Source organism: Arthrobacter sp. 2RAF22 (assembly GCF_052115325.1).
Classification (GTDB): domain Bacteria; phylum Actinomycetota; class Actinomycetes; order Actinomycetales; family Micrococcaceae; genus Arthrobacter.
The window spans coordinates 25398-45124 of sequence record NZ_JBFRGL010000021.1 but is presented as its reverse complement, the minus strand read 5'-3'; the positions used below and the strand labels follow the sequence as shown (position 1 = coordinate 45124).

18 protein-coding genes and 2 pseudogenes are annotated in these 19727 nt (G+C 63.4%); 9 read left to right on the top strand and 11 right to left on the bottom strand.

Annotated features, from left to right (window positions below; genetic code table 11):
- The first annotated feature begins 82 nt into the window (after positions 1-82).
- Both AB4068_RS14780 and AB4068_RS14775 read left to right on the top strand, forming a co-directional pair.
- Positions 83-762, top strand: a pseudogene (locus tag AB4068_RS14780) (IS5 family transposase).
- A gap of 12 nt (positions 763-774) precedes the next feature.
- Positions 775-1643, top strand: a pseudogene (locus AB4068_RS14775) (HoxN/HupN/NixA family nickel/cobalt transporter); the annotation flags it as partial.
- Here the strand turns inward: AB4068_RS14775 and AB4068_RS14770 are convergent.
- On the bottom strand, positions 1640-2665 hold the full coding sequence (locus AB4068_RS14770; protein ID WP_441433752.1) for a PHP domain-containing protein: 1026 nt from the start codon (positions 2663-2665) through the stop codon (positions 1640-1642). The pseudogene AB4068_RS14775 and the gene AB4068_RS14770 sit on opposite strands and share 4 nt — an antisense overlap.
- A 324-nt stretch (positions 2666-2989) precedes the next feature.
- On the opposite strand from AB4068_RS14770, the gene malQ reads away from it, so the two are divergent.
- On the top strand, positions 2990-5182 hold the full coding sequence (gene malQ, locus AB4068_RS14765; protein ID WP_441433751.1) for a 4-alpha-glucanotransferase: 2193 nt from the start codon (positions 2990-2992) through the stop codon (positions 5180-5182).
- Between the two features lie 153 nt (positions 5183-5335).
- On the opposite strand, the gene AB4068_RS14760 is transcribed toward malQ, so the two are convergent.
- From AB4068_RS14760 to AB4068_RS14740, 5 genes are read right to left on the bottom strand one after another with little or no spacing between them, the layout of a single operon-like run.
- The gene (locus AB4068_RS14760) at positions 5336-6406 is read right to left on the bottom strand and encodes a lactonase family protein (RefSeq protein ID WP_441433750.1); all 1071 of its coding nucleotides are present in this window, start codon (positions 6404-6406) and stop codon (positions 5336-5338) included.
- Positions 6407-6438: 32 nt separating this feature from the next.
- On the bottom strand, positions 6439-7269 hold the full coding sequence (locus AB4068_RS14755) for an aldo/keto reductase (RefSeq protein WP_059388362.1): 831 nt from the start codon (positions 7267-7269) through the stop codon (positions 6439-6441).
- A gap of 19 nt (positions 7270-7288) precedes the next feature.
- Positions 7289-8293 (bottom strand): SDR family oxidoreductase, encoded by a 1005-nt coding sequence (locus tag AB4068_RS14750; protein WP_332602617.1) that lies wholly within the window; start codon positions 8291-8293, stop codon positions 7289-7291.
- Positions 8290-9261 carry an aldo/keto reductase gene (locus AB4068_RS14745; protein WP_441433749.1) on the bottom strand — a complete coding sequence of 324 codons (972 nt, stop codon included), beginning with the start codon at positions 9259-9261 and terminating at the stop codon, positions 8290-8292. Before AB4068_RS14745 ends, AB4068_RS14750 begins: the two co-directional genes overlap by 4 nt.
- Before the next feature lie 28 nt (positions 9262-9289).
- Positions 9290-10135, bottom strand: coding sequence for an aldo/keto reductase (locus tag AB4068_RS14740; protein ID WP_441433748.1), 846 nt, complete (start codon positions 10133-10135; stop codon positions 9290-9292).
- Between the two features lie 164 nt (positions 10136-10299).
- On the opposite strand from AB4068_RS14740, the gene AB4068_RS14735 reads away from it, so the two are divergent.
- The 3 genes from AB4068_RS14735 (at position 10300) to AB4068_RS14725 (ending at position 11841) form a co-directional block, all read left to right on the top strand.
- Positions 10300-11220, top strand: coding sequence for a helix-turn-helix transcriptional regulator (locus AB4068_RS14735; RefSeq protein ID WP_284990830.1), 921 nt, complete (start codon positions 10300-10302; stop codon positions 11218-11220).
- 145 nt (positions 11221-11365) lie between these two features.
- Positions 11366-11572 (top strand): hypothetical protein, encoded by a 207-nt coding sequence (locus AB4068_RS14730; RefSeq protein WP_441433747.1) that lies wholly within the window; start codon positions 11366-11368, stop codon positions 11570-11572.
- On the top strand, positions 11569-11841 hold the full coding sequence (locus tag AB4068_RS14725; protein WP_059388368.1) for a hypothetical protein: 273 nt from the start codon (positions 11569-11571) through the stop codon (positions 11839-11841). The genes AB4068_RS14730 and AB4068_RS14725 overlap by 4 nt, the downstream gene beginning before the upstream one ends.
- An 82-nt stretch (positions 11842-11923) precedes the next feature.
- On the opposite strand, the gene AB4068_RS14720 is transcribed toward AB4068_RS14725, so the two are convergent.
- Positions 11924-12133 carry a dodecin gene (locus AB4068_RS14720; RefSeq protein ID WP_059388369.1) on the bottom strand — a complete coding sequence of 70 codons (210 nt, stop codon included), beginning with the start codon at positions 12131-12133 and terminating at the stop codon, positions 11924-11926.
- A 146-nt stretch (positions 12134-12279) separates the two neighbouring features.
- On the bottom strand, positions 12280-13002 hold the full coding sequence (locus AB4068_RS14715; RefSeq protein ID WP_441433746.1) for an HAD hydrolase-like protein: 723 nt from the start codon (positions 13000-13002) through the stop codon (positions 12280-12282).
- Between the two features lie 75 nt (positions 13003-13077).
- On the opposite strand from AB4068_RS14715, the gene AB4068_RS14710 reads away from it, so the two are divergent.
- The gene (locus AB4068_RS14710; RefSeq protein WP_059388371.1) at positions 13078-13536 is read left to right on the top strand and encodes an Lrp/AsnC family transcriptional regulator; all 459 of its coding nucleotides are present in this window, start codon (positions 13078-13080) and stop codon (positions 13534-13536) included.
- 11 nt (positions 13537-13547) lie between these two features.
- Here the strand turns inward: AB4068_RS14710 and AB4068_RS14705 are convergent, their stop codons facing one another.
- Genes AB4068_RS14705 through AB4068_RS14695 form a run of 3 tightly spaced genes read right to left on the bottom strand, consistent with a single transcriptional unit; the run spans position 13548 to position 17428 of the window.
- Entirely contained in the window at positions 13548-14957 is a 1410-nt protein-coding gene (locus tag AB4068_RS14705) for an aspartate ammonia-lyase (protein WP_059388372.1), read from the bottom strand.
- 4 nt (positions 14958-14961) lie between these two features.
- The gene (locus tag AB4068_RS14700) at positions 14962-16383 is read right to left on the bottom strand and encodes an aldehyde dehydrogenase family protein (RefSeq protein WP_441433745.1); all 1422 of its coding nucleotides are present in this window, start codon (positions 16381-16383) and stop codon (positions 14962-14964) included.
- The gene (locus AB4068_RS14695; RefSeq protein WP_441433744.1) at positions 16376-17428 is read right to left on the bottom strand and encodes a homoserine dehydrogenase; all 1053 of its coding nucleotides are present in this window, start codon (positions 17426-17428) and stop codon (positions 16376-16378) included. The genes AB4068_RS14700 and AB4068_RS14695 overlap by 8 nt, the downstream gene beginning before the upstream one ends.
- Before the next feature lie 317 nt (positions 17429-17745).
- On the opposite strand from AB4068_RS14695, the gene AB4068_RS14690 reads away from it, so the two are divergent.
- On the top strand, positions 17746-19197 hold the full coding sequence (locus AB4068_RS14690) for an amino acid permease (RefSeq protein ID WP_332602608.1): 1452 nt from the start codon (positions 17746-17748) through the stop codon (positions 19195-19197).
- 96 nt (positions 19198-19293) lie between these two features.
- The gene (locus AB4068_RS14685; RefSeq protein WP_332602607.1) at positions 19294-19695 is read left to right on the top strand and encodes an alanine racemase C-terminal domain-containing protein; all 402 of its coding nucleotides are present in this window, start codon (positions 19294-19296) and stop codon (positions 19693-19695) included.
- The last annotated feature ends 32 nt before the right edge of the window (positions 19696-19727 follow it).

Sequence of the window (19727 nt, the reverse complement as noted above, 5' to 3'; positions counted from 1 at the left end):
GGGGCACGTCATTAATGGACAAAGCAGGCACGAATCCTGTTAAACACGGATTGTCTAGAAACGCGTTTAGCTCAGGAAGTTCGTGCCTGCCCTCCCATCATCCGTCATGAAACCGCTCTGGGCCCAATTCGAGGCCCTGATCCCACCCATACGCCGCGAGCACCCGCTGGGGTGCCACCGGCCACGGATCCCGGATCACATCGTCTTCGGGAAACTCGTCCAGGTCCTGGTGCTCGGTGCAGCCTACGAGAAAATCGCCGACACCACCTGTTCGGCCACCACGATCCGGCGCCGGCGCGACGAGTGGATCGCCGCGGGCGTCTTCGAGGACCTCGAACAGATCTGCCTTCAGGCCTACGACCGCATAGTGGGGATCGAGTTCGAGGACCTCGCCGTGGACGGGTGCCTGGTAAAGGCCCCCTGCGGCGGCGAGGCCGCGGGCCGGTCCCCGGTGGACCGCGGAAAACAAGGTACCAAACGCTCCGTCCTGGTAGACGGGAAAGGCATCCCGCTCGGTGTCGTGGTGGCCCCGGCGAACCGGCACGACTCACCACTGCTGCGACCAACCCTGGAAAAGCTGTGCCGGTTCGGGTTCCACCTGCCCGCCACCATCACGGTGCACCTGGACGCCGGACCGAACGACGCACCGCCGTGATCAACGCGCTGATCGGATTAGCCAACAGCATCATCGTCATCCGCAGAATCATCCGCGAAGCCTGGACCACCCACCGCTGGGACACCAGACCAAACCGCAGACCCTGACCAATCGACGGATCCTCTTATGTGGCCGGTATCAAGCACAGTTACGACGGGACCACATCGCGGCGATCGACAATTCCACCCGAAAGTTCGTGGCACAGCGCAAGGACCCCGTGAGTGTCGGCTTTGCCTTCAGCCTGGGCCACAGCTCCGTGGTGATCCTGGCCGGTGTGATGGTGGTTGGGGGCGCCAGCCTTGTGGGCCAGCTCATGGAGGACGGCACCACCGGACACCTCGTGCTGGGGCTGATCGGCAGCGGCGTGTCCGGGATGTTCCTGCTGGCCATGGGTATCTTCAACGGGTCGGCGTTCCTCCGTACGATTCAGCTGTACCGCGCCGCCCAGGCCGGCGGCGCGATCGCCGTCGACGACCTCGAAACCAAAGGGTTCATGGCGCGGCTCTTGGCCAAGCCGCTATCCAAGGTCCAGCGTCCGCGGAACATCTACGTGATCGGGTTCTTGTTCGGGCTTGGATTCGACACCGCCACCACCATCGGGCTGCTGGTGCTCACGACGGCGGCGTCGCTCGCGGGCGTGTCTGTTCTTGCCCTCCTGGCGCTGCCGCTGGCCTTCACCGCGGCGATGACCCTTTGCGATTCCATCAACGGTGTGGCCATGATGCGGATGTACAAATCCGCCATCCACGATCCCCAGCGCAAGCTTGGATTCAACGCCATTATCACCGGTATCTCGGCCTTTTCGGCGCTCTTCATCTCGGTCATCACACTGGGCGGTTTCCTCAATGCGGCCTTTGGACTGAGCGATCCGGTCACCACGTGGCTGGGCGAAATAGACCTCGGTGACGCCGGGCTGGTGCTGATTGGGCTGTTCGCCGTCGTGTGGGTGGTTGCGGCCCTGCGGTTCCGGGCGGCGCGGCGCCGCTAGCCGGGCTGGAGCCACTGCAGAAGGCGATCCAACGGCCACGTCGTGATGATGCGATCGGCGGGTACCCCGTTGGCTTCCGCCCGCTCCGCACCGTACTGCAGGAAGTCGAGCTGGCCGGGGGCATGTGCGTCACTGTCGATGCTGAAGAGGCAGCCGGCATCGAGGGCAATTTGAATCAATTCGTCCGGCGGGTCCTGGCGTTCGGGCCGCGAATTGATCTCGACGGCGACCCTGTGTTCCGCGCACGAGGCGAACACCTCTTCGGCGTCGAACTCCGATGGGGGTCGCGTTCCTCGCGATCCCTTCACCAAGCGGCCGGTGCAGTGCCCGAGGACGTTCGTGTGCGGGTTTTCGATGGCAGTGAGCATCCGCCGGGTCATGGGCCGTTTGTCCGACCTGAGCTTCGAGTGGACACTGGCCACTACAACGTCCAGTTGGCTCAGCAGTTCCGCGGACTGGTCCAGCTCTCCGTCTTCAAGGATGTCCACTTCGATGCCGGCCAATAGCCGAAAGCCCGACTCTTGCCCGTACCGTTCGTTGATTCCATCCACAACGGTGAGCTGCTCCATCAAGCGCTCGGGGCTGAGCCCGTTGGCGATAGTGAGGTTGGGGGAGTGATCGGTTAATGCAATATATTCCCGGCCGAGTATACGAGCCGCGTCGGCCATAACCTCAATCGGCGAGCCGCCGTCCGACCAGTTGCTGTGGCTATGCAGATCGCCCCGGAGCTCGGCGTTCAGCTCGTGTCCACCGTTGACCAAAGGTTCGGCGCCGCGACGGCGGAGGTTCTCAAGGTAGTCGGGAACAGCGCCGCCCAGGGCCTGGCTGATCACCTCGAAGGTCCGGCTGCCGATTCCCTTGGTCCGCTTGAGGCGGCCATCCTTGAGCCGGGCAGTCAGTTCCTCGTGGCTCAGACCGGCGATGACGCCCGCAGCCCGGCGGAATGCCTGGACCTTGAAGCTGTCCGCGAGTTCCCGTTCCAGCCAGAAGGCGGTTTCATTGAGCGCGTCGATGGCGTCCATGGCTCAATCATGTACCACGCCGCGCCCATACGTATGTGAGCGAGGGTTCGGATTTTGGTGGTTGTTTGTGAGCGAGGGTTCGGGACTTCGGACGCCCGCTCACGTATGCGGGTGTTTCGACGGACGCTCGCTCACGTATGCGGGTGTTTCGACCGACGCTCGCTCAGATGATGTGAGAGAGGGTTTCGGGTTGGGGGCGTCATGCTGTCGGAATAAGTGGGACGGCCCCCACGGCCCTGCAATAATCGGAACCAGTTGCCTCGCTTGAGTTGCACGCGGGGCGGTATGCACCTTCGGACGAATCACATCGCAGACGAGGCGGACATGACCAACACTCCCATCCAGCAGGCCACCGACACCACGGCGATTCCACCCGCTACCAACCCCGCCATTGACGAGGACCTGCTCCACCGGCTCGCGGATGCTCACGGCGTCGGGACGTCGTTCCATGGCTGGGATGGGCTGCAGCACGACGTTTCGCCCACCACGTTGATCCAGGTGCTTGGTGCCCTGGGGGTCGCCGCCCATTCCGACGAGCAGATCGAAGCGGCCCTTGCGGACGCGGAAGTGGCGCCGTGGCGGCGGATGCTGCCGCCCGCCGTCGTCGTCCAAGAAGGAACGACGGCGGCTGTCCACGTCCACGTCCGCGACGGTTCGCCGGCCCGCCTGACGATCTCGCTCGAGGACGGAACGGAACTTGCCGCCGTTCAACAGGAGGACTGGGCGCCGCCGCGCGACGTTGATGGAGTGCCCACAGGCCGTGCAACGTTTGAGGTTCCGGCCGGTTTGCCGCTCGGCTGGCATTCGCTCACGGCCGAGTCCGACGGCGTGACGGCCACCGCGGCGCTCGCCGTGGTTCCAGCCACGTTGCAGACGGCGGCAGGGCTTGAGGAACGACGGGGCTGGGGACTCGCCACGCAACTGTACTCGGTACGCTCGAAGCGCTCATGGGGTATCGGGGATTTCGCGGACCTTGCCGATTTGGCATCGTTGGCCGGCGCGCGCGGGGCCGACTACGTCCTGGTGAACCCACTGCATGCCGCAGATCCGGTGCCTCCCATTCAAGCATCGCCGTACTCTCCCTCCACCAGGCGATTCTTCAACCCCCTCTACATCCGGGTCGAGTCCATTCCCGAATTGGCATATGTCAAGCCTCGCAAGCGCGCCACGGTGGACCGGCTGTTGGACCACGTCCACGCGCTCAACAAGGACGCCGAACGGCTGGACCGGGACCAGATCTTTGCCGCGAAGCTCGCTGCCTTGGAACTCCTTCACACGGTCAAGCTCTCTCCGGCCCGGCAACGGGCCTTTGAGGAGTTCTGCCGCGAGTCCGGCCCCGGCCTGGACGATTTCGCCCTTTGGTGCGCGATCCGTGAAGACCGGTCGCCGGACGACCCCTTCTGGCAGGACCCCGCGGCCACCCTCGGTTCGCCCAAGGTCGAGTCGATGCGCCAGGCTTTGGCCGACCGGATCGTTTTCCACCGCTGGCTTCAGTGGATCTGCGATGAGCAACTCGAGTCGGCCCAGGTCGCGGCGAAGCGATCCGGCATGCGGTTGGGAGTAGTGCACGATCTCGCCGTCGGGGCGGACTTGAGCAGCGCGGACGCCTGGACCCTGCGCAGCAGCTTCGCACCGGGCGTCAGCGTGGGCGCACCGCCGGACATGTACAACCAGCTGGGCCAGGACTGGAACCAGCCGCCGTGGCACCCGGTCCGTTTGGCAGAGGCGGGCTACGCGCCCTTGCGCGCGATGCTCTCCACCGTCCTTCGCCATGCCGGTGGAATCCGCGTGGACCACATCTTGGGGCTGTTCCGCTTGTGGTGGGTGCCCGCCGGCAACTCGGCCCGCGACGGCGCCTATGTCCGCTACGACCACGAGGCCCTCATCGGCATCCTCGCTTTGGAAGCGCATCGCGCGGGTGCCGTGGTCATCGGCGAAGACCTGGGCGTCTTTGAGCCGTGGGTGCGGGACTACCTTGCCGCCCGCGGCATCCTGGGCACCTCGATCCTCTGGTTCGAGTACGACGGCGACTCGCCGCTCCCGCCCGAACGCTACCGAACGCAGGCCCTCGCCAGCGTCAACACCCACGACCTCCCGCCGACTGCGGGGTACCTCGCCGGCGATCACGTGGAACTCCGCAGCCAACTGGGTTTGCTTGAACGGAGTGTGGCCGAGGAACGGGCCGAGCACGAGGCCAGCCTGGACAAGATGATGGGGTTGCTGCGGGAACGCGGCCTGCTGCCGGCCGACGGAAAGGTGCTTGGCGAGGAACAGGTCATTGAGGCGCTCCATCGCTTGCTGGCCCTCGCGCCATCGGTCCTGCTCGGCGTTGCGTTGGTGGATGCCGTGGGGGAGCGGCGTGTGCAGAACCAACCGGGAACGACGTCGGAGGTCTACCCCAATTGGCAAGTACCGCTGGCCGACGACCACGGCCGCGCGGTGCTGATCGATGACCTTGACGCGAACCCGCGGTTCAACTCCCTGCTGGCGGCAGTGGACGAGGCTGTGCGGGGATAGGCAACGCATCGAGACGTGAGTTCTCGCCTCTTTGGCCCTCCCCACGGCGCTCGCTCACCTTTGGGCCTTTTCCCTCGAACGCTCGCTCACCTTGGTGAGCGAGCGTTCCCGATTTTGGCCGCATTTGTGAGCGAGCGTCGCTGTTTTGGCCCGTCAGGGGGCGATGACCAAAACGGTAGGGGAACCCACGTCCACCTGCTCGAGGACATCCCCCGGTATACCCGTGGCAGGGTTCAGTGCAAAGGTTGTGACTTGGTTGGAACGCTCGTGCGCCACATGGAGCCACCCGTCACGCACCAGGTGGTGGCGGGGCCAGTCACCTCCGCTGGGCACGTCAGCCACGGGCCGGAGCCGGGTTCCGCTGCCTTCGACGGCCAATACCGAGATCCGGTTGGAGCCGCGGATGCCCGTGTAGACGAAGCGATGGTCCGGGGCCAGGGCGATTTCCGCCGCGGCGTCGCCGTCGGCGGCTCCACCGGCTGTCGCAGGGCCGCGACGGTGGAGCGCAAAGCGGCCGTCCGCGCCCGGCAGGAGCACCACCACTTCGATGGAGTACTCGGTCACCACGAAGACTGCGTCGACGGAGGGGTGCTGGACTAAGTGCCGCGGGCCGCTGCCCATCGGGAGCGCGACTTCGTGGTCCTTGAGGAGGCCGGTGTCGGGGAAGTAATTCCACACCCGTACGAGGTCGAAGCCGAGGTCGGTGGTCATGATCCGGCCGTCCTCGAGCATGAGGCTTGCATGGGCGCGACTCACCCGGGGGCCGCCCGTGGCGATGTCGATGCCGCCTTCGACGCCGGCGTGCGGGTCTTTCGCCGGCGGTGCGGCAAAGCGCGAGGTGATGCCGCCGTCGTCGTCGAGCCCGTACATCAGCACGTTGCCGTCGCCCCAACAGTTGACCACGATGAAACGTGCGGAAGGGTCGACGGCGACGTGGCAGGCCGCGGCTCCGGCTGGCCAGGCCTCGCCGAGCGGCTCGAGGCCGAAAAGCCCGGTCCGCCGATACGCCCGGACCGTCTGCGCGGCCTCGGCCACTGCATAGACCACTGGCAGCGTGGGATGAACGGCAAGGAACGACGGCGACGGCGCTTCGACGGCGGTGCCCAGCCAACTCAGGCTGCCATCTTCGCGCGCGGCGACTGCCCCAATGCCCCATCCGTTCCCGTCGCTGTCCGCGGTGTACGCGCCCGTCCAGATGAGCGTTCCGTCGATGTTCTCTGCCATGCCGTCCTCAGTGTTGGTGAGTGAAACCTGTATCAGTGTCCCTGTACGTCAGAGTCGACACCGGCATCGGCGCCCGCGTCCAAAGTGGCGATCGCGGACAGGTCGTCATGATCCAAAGCGAAGCCGAAAACGTCCAGGTTTTCCTTCATGCGCGCGGGGTTGGCGGACTTCGGGATGGCGACGAGCCCCTCCTGGACGTGCCAGCGCAACACCACCTGACCGGGAGTCTTTCCGTGTTTCTTCCCGATGGCGGCCAGCACCGGGGCATTCAGGAGATCGCGGCCGGCCCCCAACGGACTGTACGATTCCGTGGCGATGCCATGGTTGCCGTTGAAGGCACGCTCATCGATTCGGGTGATGGATGGCGAGATTTGGATTTGGTTGACGGCCGGCACCACCGAGGTTTCCTCGAGGAGCCGCTCAAGGTGCGAGGGCTTGAAGTTGGACACGCCGATCGAACGCACCTTCCCCTCAGCCTGGAGCCGCTCGAATGTCTCCCAGGTGGACACGAATTCATTCCGTTGGGGGAGCGGCCAATGGATCAACAAGAGGTCCACATAGTCCAGCCCGAGGCGCTTGAGGGATCCTTCAAGGCCCTCGACGGCGCGATCGCGGCCCTGGTGGGTGCCGTCCAGTTTGGTGGTGATGAACAGTTCCTCCCGCGGGACCCCGCAGTCCCGCACGCCTTGCCCGACGCCGGCCTCGTTACCGTAGCGGTACGCCGTGTCGACGTGCCGGTAGCCAAGCTCGACGGCGGACACCACCGCCGTGGCGACCTGGGCGTCGTCGAGGGGCCAGGTTCCGAGGCCGATCTGCGGAATGGCATTACCGTCGTTGAGCCTGACAGTCGGAGCAAGTGCCATGGTCCTGTCCTTTCAGTTGCTAGATCGGCCTCCGTGCCCATTGGACCAGTTGATCGCTGAGTTTCATGAAGTCTTGGTCCACGTGCTTGATGCCTGGATGTTCATCATGCCACCGGACGATCTCCCGTGCGCCTGCCGCGAACGGAATTTCTGCCCGATACCAGGGCACCAGCGTTTTGATCTTGGTGTTGTCGAAGACCACGGAGTGGGACCTGTCCCCGAGAAGCCCAGGGCCAAGCTCCGGGGAGTGCGCTGCAATGGTGTCCGAGGCGATGTGCACTAGCTCGGGTTCCGGCACCCCTGCCGCTGTGGCGAAGAGCCGGTATACCTGGTCCCACGGGAGTGCTTCGTCCGAGGTGATGGTGTAGCTTTCACCCACAGCCTGGGGCCGGCCGAGGAGGCCGACGAAAGCGACTGCAAAATCATCCGCGTGCGTGAGGGTCCACAGCGAGGTACCGTCGCCGTGGACTATCACGGGCAGGCCTTCCCGCATCCGATGGATGTCCGTCCAGCCGCCCAGGAGGGCGATCCGCGTGCGGTCGTAGGTGTGCGAAGGCCGGACGATGGTCACGGGGAATCCTTCGTCGCGGTAGGCGCGGACGAGAAAGTCTTCGCACGCGATCTTGTCCTGGGAGTACTTCCAGAACGGGTTCCTGAGCGGGGTCGATTCGAGGATCGGCAAGTGTGCGGGCGGCTTCTGGTAGGCGGAGGCCGAACTGATGAACACGTACTGCCCGGTCCGGCCGCGGAACAGCTCCACCGCGGCGGCCACATGCTCCGGCGTGAAAGAGATGAAGTCCGCGACGACGTCGAACTCGCGGCCGTTCAGCACCTCCGCCACCTCGGCGGGGTTGCGGATATCCGCCTGCAGCAATTCCGTGCCCGGAGGGGCCGGCCTTTCCGAGCTCACTCCGCGATTGAGCACGGTGAGCCGATGACCCAGCGCGACGGCGCGCTCCGCCGCCGCCGCGCTGATGGTCCCGGTCCCGCCGATGAACAGCAGGCGCAACGGTGCCGACGTCACCACGCGTAGTCTTCCGGCGCGGTCCGGTGGCCCGGGAAGATGTCGTCGAGCCGCTTGAGGGCATCGGCGTCGAGGGTGACATCCAAAGCCCTGATGGCGGCGTCCAACTGCTCCTGCGTGCGCGGACCCACGATCGGCGCGGTTACAGCCGGCTGGTGGAGCAACCAGGCCAAGCCAACGTCGCCGGGCTCGTAGCCAAGGTCGTCGGCGAGGTCCTCGTACTGGCGGATCTGGTCTTCATGCTTCTTCAGGGTCTCCGCCGCGCGGCCCTCAAGGCGACGAAGGCCGTCGCGTTCCTTCTTCAGCACCCCGCCCAAGAGCCCGCCGTGAAGCGGCGACCACGGGATGAGGCCGAGGCCGTACTGCTGGGCGGCCGGGATGACTTCCAGTTCGACATTGCGGGTGAGCAGGTTGTAGATGGACTGCTCGCTCACGAGTCCGTTGTAGTTGCGCCGCGCGGCAGCCTCCTGGGCCTGGGCGATGTGCCAGCCAGCGAAGTTGCTGCTTCCGGAATACAGGATCTTGCCCTGCTGGACCGCTACCTCGATGGCCTGCCAGATCTCGTCCCACGGCGTGTTCCGGTCCACGTGGTGGAACTGGTAGACGTCGATGTAGTCGGTCTGCAGGCGCTTGAGGCTGGCGTCCAAGGCGCGCCGGATGTTGAGGGCGGAGAGCTTGGACTCGTTGGGGCGGTCAGTCATGGTTCCGTAGAGCTTGGTGGCGAGGACGACGCGCTCGCGGCGCTCGCCGCCCTTGGCGAACCAGCGGCCCAGGATTTCCTCGGTCCAACCCCGGTTGTCGTGGCCGCCGTAGACGTTGGCGGTGTCGAAGAAGTTGATGCCCGATTCCAGGGCCGAGTCCATGATGGAATGCGCTGCGGATTCCTCCGTCTGCGGGCCGAAATTCATGGTTCCGAGGCACAAGCGGGAGACGCTGAGCCCTGAACGGCCCAAGTGGGTGTACTGCATGGTTTTGGGTTCCTTACGCTGGTGGTTTCTACATTTGGCTGAAGGACGCGACGGCGGGGTCCGCGCCGAGGCGCGTACCGGCGTCGAGCGCGCTGATGGCTGCCAGTTCGTCCGGGGTGAGCTGCAGCGCTGCCGCCGCGAGGTTCTGGCGGATCCGCTCGGGGTGGACGGACTTGGGGATGACGATGTTGCCGGTTCCGAGGTGCCAGGCCAGCACGATCTGTGCGGGGGTGACACCGTGCGTTTCGGCAAGTTCGGCGACCGTTGGCGACCCCAGGTCCGCTCCTTGCCCCAGCGGGCTATACGCCTCTACGGCGATCCCGTGCGAGCGGCTCTTCGCCGCCAGTTCCCGCTGTTGGAAGGTCGGGTGCAGTTCGATCTGGTTGACGGCGGGAACGACGTCGGCGAACTCGAGCAGGGTGTCGAGATGATCCTGCAAGAAGTTGGAGACGCCGATTGCCCTGGCGCCGCCGTCGGCATGGATCTTTTCGAGTGCCTTCCACGCATCCACGAACAAGCCTTGAGACGGGACGGGCCAGTGGATCAGGTAGAGATCGATGACGTCCAGGCCGAGTTCGCGGCGGCTGTGGTTGAATGCCGCCGCGGCCCGGCCCTGTTCGCCGTTGCGGAGTTTGGTGGTGATGAAGAGTTCTTCCCGGGCGATGCCGGAAGCCTTGATTGCCGCGCCGACACCGGATTCGTTCCGGTAGGCCGCGGCAGTGTCGATGTGCCGGTAACCGGCCTCCAGAGCGTCCTCCACGGCCTTCTGGGTCTCGGCAGGCGGGACCTGGAAGACGCCGAAGCCGAGCTGGGGGATGGTGACCGAGTTGTTCAGGACGAGCCCGGGAACGGTGGAATTCTGAGCGTTGGACATGTCTTGCCCTTTCGTCACTGGTGGGTGGATTGCCTGACTGGCTTTTTCGAGCCTATGCACTTTCGGCACAACAATCAGTAGTTTTGACGCCCCCTGTTTTTCCTAGGACTCGGAGTCCTACCTTGGCCGTAGAAACAAGCCCTGAGGGAAGGAAGAATAGGCACATGGGTCAAAGTGCCGAGTTCGGAAAGTTCCTCAAAGCCATGCGTGCCCGGATGTCGCCGGAGGACGCCGGTTTGCCGGAAGCGTCCGGCGCGCGCCGCGTTCCAGGGCTGCGCAGGGAAGAGATTGCCCGCTTGGCCGATGTCAGCACGGACTACTACACCCGCCTCGAACAGGGCCGCCATATCCATCCTTCGCGGGCGGTCCTCGAATCGGTGTCGCGGGCTCTTCGCTTGGACTCAAGCGAGCACACCCACATGATGGACCTGCTTGAGCACTGCGCGTCGACTGCCAAGGCGCCGACTCCCGCACCACGGGTGCGGCCGGCCTTGCGCCAACTTCTGGACGCCGTGGGCGACGTTCCGGCGCTCCTGCTTGGCCGGCGCAGCGACGTGCTCGGAGCCAATCGCATGGCGGTCTTGCTGTTTGCCGACTTCCCGTCCATGCCTCCCGCCGAGCGGAACCTCACTCGCTGGCTGATCCTGGACCCGCAGGCACGCGAACTGTTCCGGGACTGGAAGACGGTTGCCGCGGAAGCCGCCGGCTCCCTGCGTGCGGATACCGGGCGGCACCCCGACGATCCACAAGCGAACCAGCTCGTGGGCGAACTCGCCGTGAACAGCGAACATTTCCGCCAATGGTGGGCAGGGCATCGAGTGGCCGCGCGCTCGGCCGGCACGGTCCGCTTGCACCACCCCACGGTGGGGGACGTGGAACTGAACTTCGAGAATCTGGCCCTGCCGGAGGACCCGGACCAGGTCCTGCGGGTCTATTCAGCGAAGGCGGGTTCGCCGTCGGACGATGCCTTGAAGTTGCTGGGCAGCTTTGGTGCGGGAACGGCGTTTGGTGCCGGAACGACGTTTGCTGCCGGAACGGCGCCGGGCGCGGAGTTGTCCGAGCGTCATGCGATGGACGAGAGCTGAGGGAGTTTCAGCCAAAAGTGCTCCACGTCACTGTGCTGCTGCATAGTGAATCAGCGTGATTCTGTCTATGTGCCCATTGGGCGGCTTTTGAATCGCGTTTACGCTGAATCCAGACCTTTTCGCATATCAAGGATGGAATTCAACGATGAAACGCATCGCGCTGCTGAGGGAACGGGCAACCACCGCCGGGTCCGCGGGATCCACGGGCTCGCATTGCCCGGCATCCGGTCAGTGGAGCCCCGAAGGTGAACCCCACGTGGTGCACACGTTCTTCGAAGGCCACGTCTTCCCGCCCCATAACGGTGCGGCAACGGTCTGGCACCGCCAGTACCTGATAGCCGAGTCCCGATGAGTCCCGAAACCTTGGGGGCGTGGGGCCCAAGCCACTTCACGACGTCGGCGCAACGGCCCGCTGGAGCGGCACTTCGCTTGCCGCCGTCGAAATGGTCGGAGCTCAGCCGCGGCGAAACCGTCTGGATCCACGAGGACAAATGGGGCTTCGACGCCGGCCTTGTGGACGAAGTTTCGTCGGACCACGAATTCCTGTGGATCGAATTTGCCGGCCGCGGCCGGCGACTCCTCTGTGGCGGTGACCCCGTCCAAGTCTGGACCCGCGGGTGAGTCCAGCCTCGCAACTGATGGCCGCCAGCCTTTCCACAGAAAGGCTGGCGGCCATCGTCGTTTTGGGGGGTTTTGGGGCTTCTTAACGCTCGAGGCGGAATCCGAGCTTGATGGTTACTTGCCAGTCGGCAACGGCGCCCTCGCTAAGATGGCCGCGGATTTCCTTGACCTCGAACCAGTCGAGGTTCCGGAGGGTCTGGCTCGCGGCCGCAATCCCGTTCCTGATGGCGGCGTCGACGCCCTCGGACGAAGTTCCAACAATTTCGGAAACGCTATATGTGTGGTCAGCCATTCTTGCTCCTCATGATCGTCCTTGATGCCTGAACTGCGGGCCTGGCAGGCCGTGAAAGCAGACTAGCCGACGCAGGGCCGGCGGACTAGGGGTCTGGTCCCCTCCGACGCTCGCTCACATATACGGCCCTTTCGGCGGACGCTCGCTCACCTATGACGCCAAACGGCGGAACGCTCGCTCACTGATGTGGCCAGGATCATCGGCAGCAAAACTGTGGGTGAGATGGCAGTGGCAGCAGCGTGCAACGCCTCCTCATTTCCCCCGTACCCCCAGAGCGCGAAAAAGGTGGAAATTCCATGCTCAGCGGCTCCCGCGACGTCATAACTTCTGTCGCCGACCATTGCCGGGTTGGAGATATCGATGCCCAGGGAGGCAAGGCGGAGCAGTGCTTCACCGATGACTTCCGCCTTGGTCGCCCGTCTTTCAACGTCCGATGCCCCGCATATGGTGATGAAGTTGCTTTCGATTCCAAAGCGTCGTGCGAGTCGTAGTGCTTGATCTTCCACTTTGGACGTGGCAACAGCCATGGGGATACCGGCTGAGCATAGTTGCTCCAGCAGTTCTGTGACTCCTTCGTAGAGGCTCGATTGCTCAGCGCCGTGATCCGCGTATGCCTTGCGATAGTGTTGGAGGGCTCTCTGGGCAGTCGCTTCGTCAATCCCGGAGACTGCCCTGAACGATTCGACCATCGGTGGCCCGACAAACCTGAGTAGTTCGTCCGGCCTCGGGACCGGCGCTCCCACGGATTCCAAAGCCCGGGCAGCACTTGAGGTAACACCTCGGGCAGAGTCGATAAGTGTTCCGTCCATGTCGAACAGGACGCAGGTGATGGCGCCGAACGTTGGATGGCTGTGATGCGGAAGTATCATCTTTTCTGGAGCTTTCGGTTGTGGATCGGGTTCTGCTTGGGTTGTGCACAGGGATTTACTTTTTGAAGGGTGGGCATGGACCGCGTGAGTCTCGATCACATAGACCAGAGGATCCTTGCGGAGCTCACCAAAAACGCACGCATTAGTCATGCCGAACTGGCGAGCAAAGTCCTGCTTTCAAGGAATGCTGTGCGCCAGCGCGTCGACCGGATGGAACGGCAAGGATACATCCAGGGATATACGCTGGTTGCTGGCCTACCCGGGCAAGGGTCCGTCTCGGCTTTCCTTATGGTCTACCGGAAGGACCGGGTGCGTGGTTCGGATGTCATTGCTGTTTTGCGGTCCATTCCGGAAGTGGTTTTGTGCGACGTCGTCAGCGGGGACTTTGATCTTCTCGTGAGGCTTGAAGCCCGGTCCTTGGAGAGAATCCAAGAGATCTGGGAGCAGATCGCCGCACTTCCGGGCGTCACGGATACCGTGACGGCCATGACGCTTTCCAGTCTCATCCGGCGTGGCGCAGTGCCGACCGCGTGAGGAGTTGGCGATCAGACCGCTGATATGCGGGTACCCCTGACCGGAAGCGCAGCCGATTCAAGCATCGATTGAGCGGTGGCACGGTCCAGGAGGTTCTTGCCGGTAACGACGTCGAGAACCGGTGATCCGTCCCGCAGGGCTTCCTTGGCGACCGCCGCCGCGGCCGCGTAGCCGATGGCCGGAACCAGTGCCGTTGCAAGGCCCACCGAAGCTGCCGTCTGGCGGGCGAGGCGGTCGGTGTTCGCTTCGATGCCTTCCATGCAGTGTGTGCGGAGAACGCGAGCTCCTTGTTTGAGCCATGAAACGGCTTGAAGCAGGACGTGAGCGATGACAGGTTCGAAGGCATTGAGTTGGAGTTGGCCATTGTCTGCAGCCATCGTTACCGCGGTGTCCGCTCCGGCAACCGCGAAAGCGATCTGATTCATGGTCTCGGGGATGACAGGGTTCACCTTTCCGGGCATGATGGACGACCCCGCTTGACGGGGAGGCAAGGTGATCTCGCCAAAGCCATTCTGCGGTCCGCTGGACAGCAATCGGAGGTCACTGCTGATCTTGGATAGCTTGATTGCGGTCCGTTTGAGCATGCCCGACACGTGCATGAAAACTCCGACGTCGGACGTCGCCTCAACCAGATCGTTGGCAGGAAGGACGTCGACGCCGGAAACTTCGGAGAGTGCCCGCAGCACCAGTTGCTGATAACCCGGTTCGGCGGTAATGCCGGTGCCGATGGCGGTGGCCCCCAGGCTGCATTCGCGCATCAGATCGGTGGACTCCAGGAGCCGGGAGCGATCTTCCTCCAACGTGGCGGCGAAGGCATTGAACTCCTGCCCCAGGGTCATCGGGACAGCATCCTGAAGCTGGGTCCTACCCATCTTCACGACATCGGCAAATTCGGCACCCTTGTTTCTGGCGGTTTCGGCAAGCTTGCCCAATTCCTGGTTGAGTTCCGCGATGGCGAAAATGAGGGCCAGCTTGATGGCGGTTGGATAAGCGTCATTGGTGGATTGGCAACGATTGACATGGTCGATGGGGTGCAGGTGCTGGTAGTCGCCGAGGCGCTGGCCTAGTTTTTCCAGCCCGAGGTTCGCGATCACTTCATTCGCGTTCATATTCGTGCTGGTGCCGGCCCCTCCTTGGATGACGTCAACGCAGAACTGTTCGAGGTGATGCCCTTCCTGGATTTCCCGGCACGATTCGCGGATTGCTGCCGCCTGCCGGGGCGAGAGCACCCCAAGTTCGCAGTTGGCCTGCGCCGCGGCGTTCTTGATCATTGCCAGGGAGCGTACCAAGTGCGGATGCCTGGAGATCGGAATGCCGCTGATGGTGAAGTTTTCCAATGCCCGGGCAGTGTGTGCTCCCCAGTAGGCGTTGGCGGGTACGGGAATGTTCCCGAGCGAATCGGTCTCGATGCGGCTGGTCACGGCTCTATATCCCACGGTTCTTGATGCAGACGACTTTGGGCTGGGTCATCTCTTCGTAAGCAAAATGGACACCTTCCCTGCCGAGGCTTCCGTATTTGGAACCCCCGAACGGCATGCCGTCGAACCGATAGTCCGAGGAATCATTGATCATGACTCCGCCTGCGTCGATCCGGCGCGCGGCGTCCATGGCGTTGCTCAGGGAGTCCGTGAAAATGCCGGCGTGAAGGCTGAATTCGATGGCATTTGCTACTTCAATGGCTTCTTCGAACGTATTGAAAGCATGCAGCATGACAACAGGCCCGAACACTTCTTCCCTCCACAGCCTGCTGTCCGCCGGGACCGCTTCCAGCACAGTCGGCTCAAGCACATTGCCTACCCTCACGTTGCCTGCGAGAAGTGCAGCGCCGTCATGGATGGACTCATCGAGCTTGGCTTTGAGTTCGTCTAACGCAGCGGGGCTGATCATCGGCCCGACGTCCGTCCGCTCATCCGACGGATCTCCGGATACCAATCGGGCTGTCGCTTCCAGGAAGCGCTGGCGGAAATCGGCGTACAACGGTGTGGCTACAAGGATTCGCTGCACCCCCACGCAGTTCTGGCCAGCGGCCCAGAACGCTCCGGAGACGCAGGATTCCACGGCGTCGTCAATGTCAGCATCGCTCAGGATGATGACAGGTGCGTTTCCGCCCAGGTCCATGGAAAGCTTCTTCAGGCCGGCGGCGCGGGCAATGCTTTCCCCAGTGGCGAACCCGCCGGTAAAGGACACCATTCTCACATCCCGGGACCGGATGATGGTTTCGGCTATCTCCCGATCCCCGTGAACAACAGTCAGGACTTCAGGCGAAAGCCCAGCATCCACGAGGGCGTCCGCGAGGAGTTGGGCCGACAGGGGAGTCAGGGCGGAGGGCTTGAGGACCACTGCGTTGCCTCCGGCAATGGCCGGACCGATCTTGTGCGCCACGAGATTGAGGGGGTCGTTGAAGGGCGTGATCGCTGCAATGATGCCAAGCGGTTCGCGCGAGTACCATCCGGTCCGGTCTTCCGAGCCCTCGTATGAGTCAAAGGGAATGACCTCTCCGGCGTTCCGGCGCGCTTCGGCCGCGGACAGGCGAAGGGTATTGACGGCTCGCAATACTTCCTTTCGGGCCTGGCGGATGGTCTTGCCTGACTCGGCAACAATGGTCCGGGCGAACTCTTCGCTTCGCCGTTCGATGTCGGTGGCAGCAGTGTCGAGGATTTTCCCCCGGGTGTTGCGGGACAGTGCCCGTGCTTTTCGCGCGCCGGCCCGGGCCACTTCGAGCACGGCGTCGGCGGCACAAGCGTCGGTCAGGGGGACCGTGCCGACGATCCTGCCATCGTAGGGGCTGGTCACTTCACGGAATCGTGGCAGCACCATTTCCGTGGCGCAGAGTGTGGACTCAGACATGTGCGGCCGCCCCTGTCTTTGCTGAGTGGATGGCGAAGATGTCTGAGAGCAAGGCGTAGGCGGTCTCCACGCGACCTGCTCCAGGTCCCGATACGGTAACCGGGCCAAGTAGATCGGTATCGAAGGAGACGGCGTTCGTAGCGCCCGAAACGCCGGCAAGTCCGTGGTCAAGGGGCACCGCGACCGGGGCTACACCTGCGGTGACGGTCCCGTCAGGATTCCGCCGTGCCGAACCGACGAGCTTCCAGCGGCGTCCGTTCCGGGATGCCGTTCGGACATCTTCCGCCGTGACCGTCGAGATCCCTTGCCGCCGGACGTCCTTGAGTTCGATGCCCGCGTCAAGCAGTTCGTTGGCGAGGATGAGGACCTTGAGCTGGACATCGTAGCCCTCGATGTCTGCTGCTGGGTTCGCCTCGGCGTAACCGAGTTCCTGTGCCTCGCTGACGGCAGCTTCGAAGTCCAGGCCGGCTTCCATCCGACCGAGCACGTAATTGCTGGTTCCGTTGAGAATGCCTTCGAAACCATTCAACCGGAGTCCTGAAAACATCTTCTTCGCCAAACGGATCACCGGCGTGCCACTCATGACGGCTCCTTCGTATTCGAAGTAGACGCCATTTTGCGCGGCCAGGGAATTCAGTTCGGCCCCACGGAGGGCAACCGGTCCTTTGTTCGTGGTGCAGACGCTCTTGCCCGATTCGAGGGCCCACCGCACATGGGAGACCGCAGGTTCGCCGTCGTCGGGGTTTGTGAAGGTGGCTTCGCAGATGATGTCTGCTGTGCACGAGCGGATGACCGACTCATTGTTGGTGTCCGCGGATCCCCCGTGTTCGGCGAAGGTTTCGCTCCCGCCGCCAAGGCCCAGGGCCATGGAGAGGTCGATACCATCAGGCTGGACCAGGGATCCGAGGCGAAGGTCGGTGATTGCCACGACCCGGAGGCCAAAGCCCAGCCCGGAACGAAGTGCCTCATTGCGTGTTGCGATCAGTTCGGCCAGGGTCCTGTTGACGCCGCCAAAGCCGATCAGGGCAATGTCATAGGTGGTCATGCTGCTCCTTCAGTCAGTTACATCGGTCCTCCAATATTGACCGGATTCCATGTCAGCCAGGGCATGTGATTCCGGCCGAAGAATAGGGCGAATCGACCATCCGCATGGCGATTCGACATCAGCGCCCGCAAGTAACATGCGTGCAACATGTGCATGCCCAAATGTTTTTAATGACCAATTCGACTACGCTGTGTTATCTTCATCACCATCCCCTTGCGCACCTCCGGCAATCCGGATCACCCCTCGACCCCCGAGGTATCACGCGCATTCTTCGCACCGATTCGACCACCAACCTGACCACCGACCCCGGAGGCACCATGGAATCCTCATTACCCGTCGCGCTAGAACCACAGCTCTCATCCCCTCCGTCGTCTGAATCCGGGCTACGCCGGTCCATGGGGCCCAGGCACCTCGTCATGATCGCCATGGGCGGGGTGATCGGCTCCGGACTTTTCTTGAGTTCCGGCTACACGATCTCCCAGGCCGGACCGCTCGGCGCGGTCATCGCCTACCTGATTGGCTCCTTCGTGGTCTACCTGGTAATGGCATGCCTTGGCGAACTTGCCATCGCGTACCCGGTCTCGGGAGCCTTCCACATCTACGCATCGCGGTCGATCGGACCAGCCACGGGATTCACCACGGCGTGGCTCTACTGGCTTTGCTGGGCCGTGGCCATCGGCTCGGAATTCACAGCGGCCGGCCTCCTCATGCAGCGATGGTTTCCAAACATCGACGTGTGGGTCTGGTGTGTCATCTTTGCCGCCGTTCTTTTCGGCCTCAACGCCGTCTCTTCGCGGTTCTTCGGAGAGTCGGAGTTCTGGTTCGCGATCATCAAGGTCGGAGCCATCATCGTCCTGATCGTGCTCGGGGGTGCCGCACTATTTGGTTTCCACCCATTGAGCGAGACCGGCAACCATCCCTTCCTCCTCGAGAACTTCAACACCACCGGGGGTCTCTTCCCCAACGGATTCACTGGCGTTCTGGTCACCGCGCTTGCAGTGTTCTATGCCTTCTCCGGTTCCGAGCTCATCGGCGTAGCGGCAGGCGAAACCGCGGATCCTGCCAAGAGCATTCCGAAGGCCATGCGCAGTACCGTCGTCCGCTTGCTGATCTTTTTCGTCGGGGCCATCGCGGTCATCGCCGCCACCATCCCGTTTGATCAGGTCGGCCTGGACCAGAGCCCGTTCGTGACGGTCTTTTCCTCCATCGGCATCCCGTTTGCCGCCGACGCCATGAATTTCGTCATCATCACCGCGCTCCTTTCCGCCGGCAACAGCGGTCTCTTCTCGTGCGCCCGCATGCTGTACTCTCTCTCGGACGAAGGACATGCCCCTCGCGTGTTGCGAAAGCTGACCCGGCGCGGCATCCCTATGGTTGCGCTCTCCGTGAGCATGGTGGGTGGCCTGGCATCGCTCATCAGCAGCGTGGTTGCGCCCGAGACGGTGTACTTGGCCCTTGTGTCCGTCGCAGGGTTCGCCGTCGTCGGCGTGTGGATGTCCATCGCCGCATCGCATTTCTTCCACAGGCGGACTTTCGTCAAGAATGGCGGCAACGTCGCCGCCCTTCCCTATAAGGCCCCGCTGTTTCCCCTAGTTCCGATCCTGGCGTTCTCGCTCTGCTTCATTTCGTTGATCGGTATCGCGTTTGACCCGAACCAGGTAGCCGCCCTCTACTTCGGGGTCCCCTTCGTAGGAGCCTGCTACGCCTTGTTCTATCTCAAGTACGGACGCAAGGCGCGCACGGCCGCGCCGTCTTTGCTGGATCGCTGACCATCGTTCACCCAGCTCTCGGCCGGGGACTGCTGTCCCTGGCCGAGGGCTGTCCGACGGATCGTCAGCCATCCGAGGCTTCAGCTGGCCGGGGTCATGACCCACTCCCCCAAAGATGACAACCGCCATATCGATAGCTATCCTGCCCGCACCAAAGTCGGGTATGGCCTCGCCCACACGCTGGACCGGGACTCAAAGTTGGCAGCGGTGACCGCAGGATACGGCGACGGCTACCGCCGCGCGCTGGCCCGTGGAGGCCATGTGCTCGTCCGTGGCCGGCGTGTCGCCATCGTCGACCTTGTTTCGATGAATTCCATGGTTGTTGACGTAACCGACATCGCTGACGCCGCTCCGGGCGACGAAGTTGTGCTGTTCGGAAAGCAAGGAGCCGAAGAAATCACCGTTGAGGAGATAGAGGCGGCGAACTCGGCAATCCTCGCCGATCTCTACACCGCGTGGGCAGGAGGAAGCCGCGTTCCGGTCAACGGGGACGTGTGAGAATAGGGCCTGATGAAGCTCGGAAGGAGCAT